The organism is Paraburkholderia sp. LEh10, assembly GCF_017814945.1.
Taxonomy (GTDB): Bacteria; Pseudomonadota; Gammaproteobacteria; order Burkholderiales; family Burkholderiaceae; genus Paraburkholderia.
The window spans coordinates 1-8,507 of sequence record NZ_JAGIPX010000133.1 but is presented as its reverse complement, the minus strand read 5'-3'; the positions used below and the strand labels follow the sequence as shown (position 1 = coordinate 8,507).

The 8,507-nt window shown below is 57.7% G+C and carries 5 protein-coding genes and 4 pseudogenes; 4 read left to right on the top strand and 5 right to left on the bottom strand.

Annotated elements, in window-relative coordinates:
* Positions 1-9: 9 nt before the first annotated feature.
* From J8I87_RS42595 to J8I87_RS42585, 3 genes and pseudogenes are all read right to left on the bottom strand, one after another.
* Entirely contained in the window at positions 10-444 is a 435-nt protein-coding gene (locus J8I87_RS42595; protein ID WP_209938576.1) for a hypothetical protein, read from the bottom strand.
* A 650-nt stretch (positions 445-1,094) separates the two neighbouring features.
* A pseudogene (locus J8I87_RS42590) lies at positions 1,095-1,817 on the bottom strand (IS630 family transposase); the annotation flags it as partial.
* A gap of 341 nt (positions 1,818-2,158) precedes the next feature.
* On the bottom strand, positions 2,159-3,625 hold the full coding sequence (locus J8I87_RS42585) for a PHB depolymerase family esterase (protein ID WP_209938573.1): 1,467 nt from the start codon (positions 3,623-3,625) through the stop codon (positions 2,159-2,161).
* A 476-nt stretch (positions 3,626-4,101) separates the two neighbouring features.
* Here J8I87_RS42585 and J8I87_RS42580 point away from each other — a divergent pair, with 476 nt between their 5' ends.
* Both J8I87_RS42580 and J8I87_RS42575 read left to right on the top strand, forming a co-directional pair.
* Positions 4,102-5,550, top strand: a complete 1,449-nt coding sequence (locus J8I87_RS42580) for a sigma-54-dependent Fis family transcriptional regulator (RefSeq protein ID WP_209938571.1) — start codon at positions 4,102-4,104, stop codon at positions 5,548-5,550.
* Positions 5,551-5,648: 98 nt separating this feature from the next.
* The gene (locus tag J8I87_RS42575; RefSeq protein ID WP_209938569.1) at positions 5,649-6,380 is read left to right on the top strand and encodes an IS6 family transposase; all 732 of its coding nucleotides are present in this window, start codon (positions 5,649-5,651) and stop codon (positions 6,378-6,380) included.
* Between the two features lie 15 nt (positions 6,381-6,395).
* On the opposite strand, the pseudogene J8I87_RS46600 reads toward J8I87_RS42575, so the two are convergent.
* Positions 6,396-6,956: pseudogene (locus tag J8I87_RS46600) on the bottom strand (transposase); the annotation flags it as partial.
* On the opposite strand from J8I87_RS46600, the pseudogene J8I87_RS42565 reads away from it, so the two are divergent.
* Positions 6,947-7,066, top strand: a pseudogene (locus J8I87_RS42565) (IS5/IS1182 family transposase); the annotation flags it as partial. The pseudogenes J8I87_RS46600 and J8I87_RS42565 overlap by 10 nt on opposite strands.
* An 8-nt stretch (positions 7,067-7,074) precedes the next feature.
* On the opposite strand, the pseudogene J8I87_RS46595 reads toward J8I87_RS42565, so the two are convergent.
* Positions 7,075-7,175 (bottom strand): annotated as a pseudogene (locus J8I87_RS46595) (IS5/IS1182 family transposase); the annotation flags it as partial.
* A gap of 690 nt (positions 7,176-7,865) precedes the next feature.
* Between J8I87_RS46595 and phaP the strand changes: the two are divergent.
* The gene (gene phaP / locus J8I87_RS42560; RefSeq protein ID WP_245254590.1) at positions 7,866-8,393 is read left to right on the top strand and encodes a TIGR01841 family phasin; all 528 of its coding nucleotides are present in this window, start codon (positions 7,866-7,868) and stop codon (positions 8,391-8,393) included.
* Positions 8,394-8,507 lie beyond the last annotated feature (114 nt).

The following is an 8,507-nucleotide window of genomic DNA, read 5'->3' as shown; positions in this document are numbered from 1 at the left end:
TGCTTAACTTCAGCATCGCCGCCGACCTGATGGTGTGACGGCGGCGGCACAAAGGACGAATTGTTCAGGGCCGACTAGATACGTAGACCGCTTTGACTCATCCTTCCACCTCGTCATGACTTCAGCGATATCCGATGCAGTCCAAGTTTTTTCCGATTTCGTTGTCTGTCTTACGGACCGGATTGCCTTGATATCGTTGAGCATATGATCGAATTCACCTTTTGCAGGTGTCGAATCGTCATGGGGATGATTTTTATAAAATTCCTCGGCTATTGGTTCCAAGACTGCAAGAATTCGCTTGAGCTGAGAACCATATGAATACCTCTGCGTAATAGATTTTTCAGTTTGCGGGTTGCGGGAACCTCGCAATTCCATGGTTTGGTCTACCGTACCGCTCAAAGAATAATGGTATTGGGGGCACCAAAGCCAAGTCAGTGGGTACATGTCAATTTCCTGTTCGTAAGGTATTCTCAATATCGATCTGGACTGCGAACCGATACTGGCGCGACAAATCTGCTAAAACTCCGTCAACTGACTGCTCGGGTCGAGGACATATTTACTGTTTCAAGCGGCTGTTGCCGGTGCTGTTACGCAAGGTCTCTGCGCTTCACCCGCCAACGCCAACTGGCTTGGCGTCGAACCCTTTGGATATCAAGCTTAGCACGGTAAAAAACACCTCGTTTGATTTATATCATCTCCATCATTTCTGCCGACGCAGTGATATTTCATACTCCACGCTTAGCGCGAGGCAAGGCAAAGTCTGCAAAATCATGGCATTGACGCACCGTTCAGCTATCCAGAATTAAGGTCGTCTACAGTTTCTGTAATCGGTAAAACTAAATAGTTCTTCATGTGTCGTTGGTACCTGAGTTCGATATCGATGCGGCGATGCATGCCGCGCCAGATTACCTTATTGCCCGGCGGTGGATCGTTGGCACGTGCGAGATACCCTCCCAATTTGGCGAGCTTGATGAGGTAGCGAGGCAGAAGACGCCTGTACCGCGCGAGCCGTATCACTTACGGGCCGAGACCATAACTGACGCGACTTCACGTCGCACACGTGCTTATTGATCCGGCAATAAAATGTTGAAATCAAGCCGCATAACGGACAGGATCAGGATGCCGGTGTTCAGCGCACCGTCGAAGATCTTCCAGCGCATCTGTCCTTTATTCGTCACGGTGGAGATGACCGACAGGACGGCACGCTTCGCGTTGACCTTGAGCACCGGTGTCTTTCCCGTGGGCGCGTAACCGCGGCCCCGAACATCGTCGGAGCGCAGCCCGGTTTCATCGCCCCAGTGGACTTCGGCTCCTTCAGCCTGGGCCCGCTGCGCAATGGCAGGATAGTCTTCATCGAGCCACTTCCTGATCGCCGCCGGCGATTGCTCATAAGCCTTCTTCAATGGCTTTTGCGGGGTGAAGCCCCAGCGCGACAGATACAGCCCCATCGTACGAACCGGCACACGGATGCCGAACCGTTGTTCGATCACTTCGGCCACGCTCTGACGGGTCCACAGGGCATAAGGCATTTTCAACTGGTCAGGTGTGCGGTCCTGGATGATTTTCTGCACGACCCGCTCCTGATCTGCGCTCAGGCTGCGTCCGGTACCCGACGGACGACCGCGAGGCCCGACATCCACGGCACGCCAGCCGCCCGCCTCGTACGCCTTGCAGGCCGCAATCACCGTCGTGGGCGACATCTCGCAACGCAGCGCCACCTCTTTCAACGCTACGCCTTCGATGCGCATCTTCACCGCGCGGCGACGGCGTTCATTCAGTGCCGCCATCGGCAAGGTTCGGGAGTCGATTTTTTCCACACCACATTCCGACAATGTGTTGCGCTCAAAGTTTCAATATTTTATTGCCGGATCATATGAGATGATCGCCCCCATCGTCGCTGCCATGGATGCGGATCGCCATGCGCCGGTTCGGCTTGACATTCTGTCCGACCGAAGCGGCCCACAGCAGCGTCCCCTTCGGTAGCAAGCCCACCTGTTGCGGTAGTTCGTACAAGGTCCCGCAGCAGGCTCCGCCGGCGGACTCCGGATCGACCCGGCGTGTTCTGTGCCACATGCGGCGTGAATTTTATCTGCTGGCAGTTACGTTTGCCTGCACGGACCAGACCGTCCGTTCAGGCGTTCATCGCGCACGCCCCGTGTTACGGACAATTGCCGATGACGTAGTGTGCGGCCGACGTCTGCGCCAGCGTGTTCGAATAAAAGACGTTGTCCAGCCCCATGCTCTGATTCGACCCGTTCGCATAGGCCGTGCCGCCAGAATCATGCGCACGGCCCGCCTGCACATGTGCATAGTTCGTGGCCGTCGTCTCGGTACACGCGAAGCTCGATTGCGTCGTCGCCGACACCGACGACGATTGGGCACTCTCACCCGCATTCGGATCTATTTCGGTCACGGTATAGGAATAGGCCGTTCCTGCGATCAACCCTGAATCGGTATAGCTGGCAGACGGGGATGAGCCCACCTTGCTTCCGTTGCGATAGACGTTGTAACTGGTTGCGTTAGCAACGGCATTCCACGAGAGAGAGACGGTCGTCTGTGTCGTACCCGATACTGCGAGGCCGGTCGGTGCGGAGCCTGACGGGGCCGGCCCTGACACCGAGCGAAGGTTGTTCTTGACCCAATAGTCCATCAGGAATGCCGGATAGTTGATGTGGCTGGCATCAACGTAGTTCGCGTTGTTGCCGCCGGAACCGGCCGGCCATGCGTGCGACAAGCCGGAAACCGAGATCTCGTGCGTCCGAACCTTTCCGCTGCTGTCGGAATACGGCGTGTTCGTTCCGCCACCCGGAATCGTCACTTTCGAGCCTTGGGTAAAGGTGCCGCCGTAAAGGATTCGAAAAGCTGCCGTGTCGAGCGGGCCGTACGCCTGCGCGACCGTGTAATCCGATGTCCCCCAGACCGCGCCGGCAATCTGCGTCGAGAGCTTGCCGATGTTGGATCCCGCCCACGCCTTGCACTGGTTCGCAGCCGTCGTCGCCGTATAGCCGCTCGGCACATAACCGATCTGCGCCGTAGTCGTTCCCGGCGGCGGCCCGGCATTGATCCCGATTCCGGCGAAGATGTCGGGGGCAATGCAACCCAGCACCATCGTCATGCCACCGCCCGAGGACAGGCCTGCGACGTACACCTGATTGGGATCGATCGCGTACTGCGAATTCGATACAAACCGGTTCACCAGATCCAGCAGCACGCCGACATGCCCGGCACTACGGTTCGGGGATGTGTTCGCATAATCCCAGCAGTGGTTGCCATAAACGTTGCCGGTCGCGTTCGGCGCCAGAATTACGGCACCGTACTGATCTGCAATCGCTTTCCAGTTGAAACCGGCCGCACTGCTGTTATTAATCACATCGCCGGACGCGGTCTGCAGACAACCGTGCAGCACCAGTATCAGCGCCCGCTGGCCGTTCGGAGTCGTGGGCTGGTTCGCCGGCCAATAGTAATAGCCGGTCAGATTGCCGCCATTCACGGCATCCTGAGCCCAGGTCTGCTGCGCACTCCAGGTTCCGGGGCCGGGCGTGACCGCGGCCAACGCGCAAGTCGTCGCCAGCGCGACGAAGAAACCGACAATCCATCGCCATTGGCGTCGTGAAAGCAGTTGCATGACGTCTCCTTTACTTGTATGGATACTGCAGACGAAGCAAGCGACTTGGGGGGCAATCCTGTCCGGAGCGGCTGACTGGTTCCGTGGAGTGGATCAACACTTCGCCAACCGCGCCGAGATGCAAACGGACGAAACGCCGTCCCTGGCGTCGATCGACCACGAGCAGCATCCATGCCAATTACCGACACGGCATTGCACGCGCGCAGCCACGTAACCATCGGCTCGCCGCGCCCTCAACGCTCAAAGGCCGCTTCACCGCCTTTCCTGCGATCCCGATCCAGTAACCAACATTGAGGAATCCACATTTCATTTACTGAAATCTGCCCGCACGAGCGAAAGAACAGCAATAGTAGGGGGAATTCCCACTCCCGCGCGAGTCCACAAGTAGAGACACTTCTCGCCTTCGTCTCCAATCCGAGACGGCCCGCAGCGAGCGGGACCGGGCGGCACTGTCGCACAACAAGGAGAAAATCCGAATGGCAACCGAGCTCGATACCATCCTGAACGACTACAGCTATGTGTCGGGGCGCGCAATGCGTTCGCTCTTCGACACGTTTAACAATTCGAGCGAGGGAACCCTGATCGTCGACCGACAGGCCAGAGTCGTCTGGATCAGTGAAAAATATGCTGCTCACTTCGGCTTTGCCGATCCCAAGACCGCGATTGGTCTCGATTGCGAGGCCGTCATCCCCAACAGCCTCATGCGAGAAGTCGTCGAAACCGGAAGGCCCATCCTGCTGGACATACTTGAAACCGAGCACGAACCTTTCGTCGTGACGAGATTGCCACTGAAGGATGACAACGGTGCCACCATCGGCGCCATCGGCTTCGCCCTCTTTGGAGAATTGAGAGCACTCACACCGCTCTTCAGCCAGTATTCGCGCTTGCAAGCAGAGCTCATCGCGACGCGACATGCGCTTGCACACACACGGCGAGCCCGATACGGCCTGTCGAATTTCGTCGGCACGAGTCCTGCCAGCGTAGAAGTGAAGCGCATCGCGCGACGCGCGGCCCAGGTCGATTCTCCCGTGCTTCTACTCGGTGAAACCGGTACCGGCAAGGAATTGATCGCCCACGCGATACATGGGGCATCGGCGCGCGCCGACAAGTCGTTTGTCGCAGTCAACGTCGCGGCGATTCCCGATTCGTTGCTAGAAGTCGAGCTGTTCGGCGCTGCCGCAGGCGCGTATACGGGCGCCGACCGCAAGGGCCGCGTGGGTAAGTTCGAACTGGCTAGCGACGGCACGCTTTTCCTGGACGAAATCGGTGACATGCCGCTTTCGCTGCAGAGCAAGCTCCTACGCGTGCTTCAGGAAAAGGAATTCGAGCCGCTTGGCTCGAATCGCGTGGTCGCGAGCAATGCGAGAATCATTGCGGCGACCTCAGTCGCGCTTCCCGAACTCGTCGCCGCACGCCGCTTCCGCGCCGACCTTTACTATCGGCTCAACGTGCTCACCATTCGTATACCGCCGTTGAGAGAGCGTGCGCACGATATCGCCGCACTTTCGGACATGATTCTCGATGATCTGGCGGCACACTACGGGATCGGCCGCCCGGAACTCAGTGAAGATGCGCAGCAACTGCTTCGTGAGCACGCGTGGCCGGGTAATGTGCGCGAATTGCGCAACACGCTCGAACGGGCCGTGATGTTTTCCGATCGCCAGTGCATCGACGCGAACATGCTGGCTGCGTTCGTCAACGACGTCGACGCGACGATCTCCGATCCAGAATTTGTCCGCGAACAGGGCGAGGCGCGTGACGTGGATAGCAATGAAGCAAATTACGAAGACGCGATGCGGATGTTCGAGAAGCGGTTTCTCAGTGCCGCACTGCGATCCGTGGATGGATGCGTATCGAAGGCGGCCGCACGGATCGGTATCGGACGCGCGACCTTCTACAAGAAAATGGCCGCGCTCGGGATCTGACGTCGATCGACGCTCGCCGCTCCGCGCGCCTGCCGAGCCATCGCAGTGAAGCTCCCGACGGCTCTGTCCAGGTCGGAGAGGGGCGGTAGAATGAGGTGATGAAGAAGACCCAACCGCTCTATCACGGCCACCGCTTCCCTGCCGTCGTCATCAGTTGCGCAGTTCGCTGGTATTTCCGGTTCAGCCTGAGCCTGCGCGACGTTGAGGAGTTGCTGCTCGAGCGTGGTGTTGTCGTCACGTATGAGACGATCCGTTGCTGGTGCGACAAGTTTGGCGCCAGATTCGCCCAATGCGCCAAGGCCGCGCGACGCAAGCCGGGCAGTACGTGGCACCTCGACGAGATGTTCGTGACGCCGCGCGGCGAGCCGTATCTGTTGTGGCGAGCCGTCGATGAGCATGGTGCTGAACTGGACGTGCTGGTGCAAAAGCGGCGCGACAAGGCAGCGGCAAAGCGCTTCTTCCTCAGGGTGCTGCGTTCAAACCCGGTGCCGCGCAAGATCGTGACCGACCAGTTGCGCGGCTATGCGGCGGCGAAGGCTGACATTCCCGAGCTCGTGCATGTGAAGCACGTCTTCGTCAAAGCGGCTGCACGCGTGAACAACCGTGCCGAGAACAGCCACCAGCCAACCCGCAGGCGCGAACGCCAGATATGCGGCTTTCGCGAAGCGCGTCGCATGCAGGCATTTCTCTCATGCTTCGGCCCGATCCGGCAGCACTTCGCTTTGCTTAGACACCAGATGAACGCGGCATGTCATCGTACCGCGCTCCAGAAACGTTTTGCGACGTGGCATGGCTGGACTGTCACTGCGGCCGAAGACGGGGCTAACTAATAAGGATAACTACTCCTATGCCACAAAAGACAGACTACATCGGCCAACCTGACAGAGCCGTCTTCTCCAGCAGATGATGCAGCATGCGATTTTCATGAAGGCTTCATGGATGAATGCAAGACGTTCGAAGCCGATGCGCAGCCGTCGGAAGTTGTGAAGCCAGGAGATGGTGCGCTCGACGACCCAGCGGGTTTTGCCCAGTCCGCTGCCGTGAGGTTCGCCTCGTCGGGCGATTTTTAGTGTCGATGCCCGCAGCGTGTAGTGGACGACGGTATATGTCGTGATCGTAGCCTCGGTCTCCTTGAACGATCCGGGTTTTCGAAAGCGGGCGGCCGGGTTTGCCGGCGATGCGCGGGATGGCGTCAACCAGCGCGTGAAGCCTCACTGGCGCCAACCGCCACGATGTCACCCAGCGGAACCGGGAGCGGATGCCTTGCGCTTCGGTGATGAGGTGGTGCTTTGAACCTGGTCGCGCACGGTCAGTGGGATTGGGTCCCGTTTTTGACCCGCACCAACCGCGCGGATCGAGGAGGAGTCGACGACCACGCGCGACCAGTCTATGCCTGCTGCCGCACGAGATGGGTTGCGGCAGCGGGATGAGCTGCTGGCGCCGTCTGCGCGACTGGCGGGCCGCCGGCGTCTGGGACCGACTGCAGGAACTGCTTCTTGCAAGGCTACGCGAAGCCGACTGCAGTGGTTTGCGTCCCGGGGTAGTGTGAACGGCGTGGTTTGGGTGGGGGACAGCAAGGGTTCGGTGAGTGCCCACAATTCATCATCGAGTATCGGTTTCGCCATGTCCTTTCCGTTACCGAAACAATGATGAAATTTTTTAACAGCCCCGTCCATCATTTTTTTACGGCTTTTAGCCGATTCCACTTGCACATTTGTACCAGAGCCGACAAATGTGGTCGAGCACTTCTTTAGTGCGTATCAGGCAATTCCACCGAGTTCCCCCAACCTGTTCGCGCGTCCCATGTGCCATTCGTGAGAATGTGGACGGAGCTGCAGGTCAACGACCTCGTAGGCATCGGTTCTATGTTTCGATGTCCAACATATGACGTCGGCAATTGAACAAACCAGACAGCCAGTTTAATGATTAGCGATCACCATGTCGTGCTGGTGATTTATTCAGACCGGTTAATGACTGGCACATAAATTGCACCGTGTTTGGCAAGCTAGTTGTCGTCACTTTGGTAGAGACCCGAGACGTCCGCATGGCGGAGGAATGGGAGCCGGCGTTTATCAAGATTGTATTTGCATCGGTATCGGAAATGGCGCCCCATTTGCCTCTATGCCTCGTCCGTGGCCTCGGTCATGAGGAAAGATTTGATAACGCACGAAAGCATTTTGGCAAGCGTTAGCGGGTTATCGCCGTCTACTGCCGATTAGCCTATTGTGGTGAGCGCATCAAAGAGTTTTTCCTCGACTTACTTTTGGCGGAAAATCCGCCGCATTTATGTCCAAGTCGTCCCATATAGGAGCTTAATGATGCTGAACTGTGAGCACGTTGTAGAAATCCAGAAGGTAAGTCTCGATTGTTTCCTTGACCTTAGCAACAAGTCTGCTGAGGGCACTCAAAAATTTCGCACCCTCAATATGCAGTTGACACGTGCGACACTCGCCGACGTGTTTGAACTGGTGCATAAGTCGTTGGCGGCAAAGGAGCCTCGCGACTGGCTCACAGTGCAAGACAGCTTTGCTACGCCGATATCCGAGAGAGTCCAGACCTACAGCCGTCAGGCCGTCGACATTTTGCTAGTAGCTCAAGCCGAATTCGGACGGATTGCACAGGTGCAGGGTGAAGCGTACGGCCGCCAACTGCAGATGATGATGCAGGCCTTCGCCAAGAAGGTGCCAACCGGCGCTGAACCCGCCATGTTCGCCATGAACTCGGCGATCTCAGCCGCCAATACGCTATATGACAATTTGCACAATACCAGCCAGCAGGCAGTCAAAGCAGCAAGGAGCCAACTTGAAGCCGCTGCCGAGGTGTCAAAGAGCAGACGTGGTTGAACAGCTCTGTCAGGTTGGCCGATGTAGTCTGTCTTTTGGGCTCTTTTGAAAATGCAGTGGGTAACGGCCGTCAGCGGGCATGCGAGTTGAATGCGGAGAAGTCGAGTTTGCCCG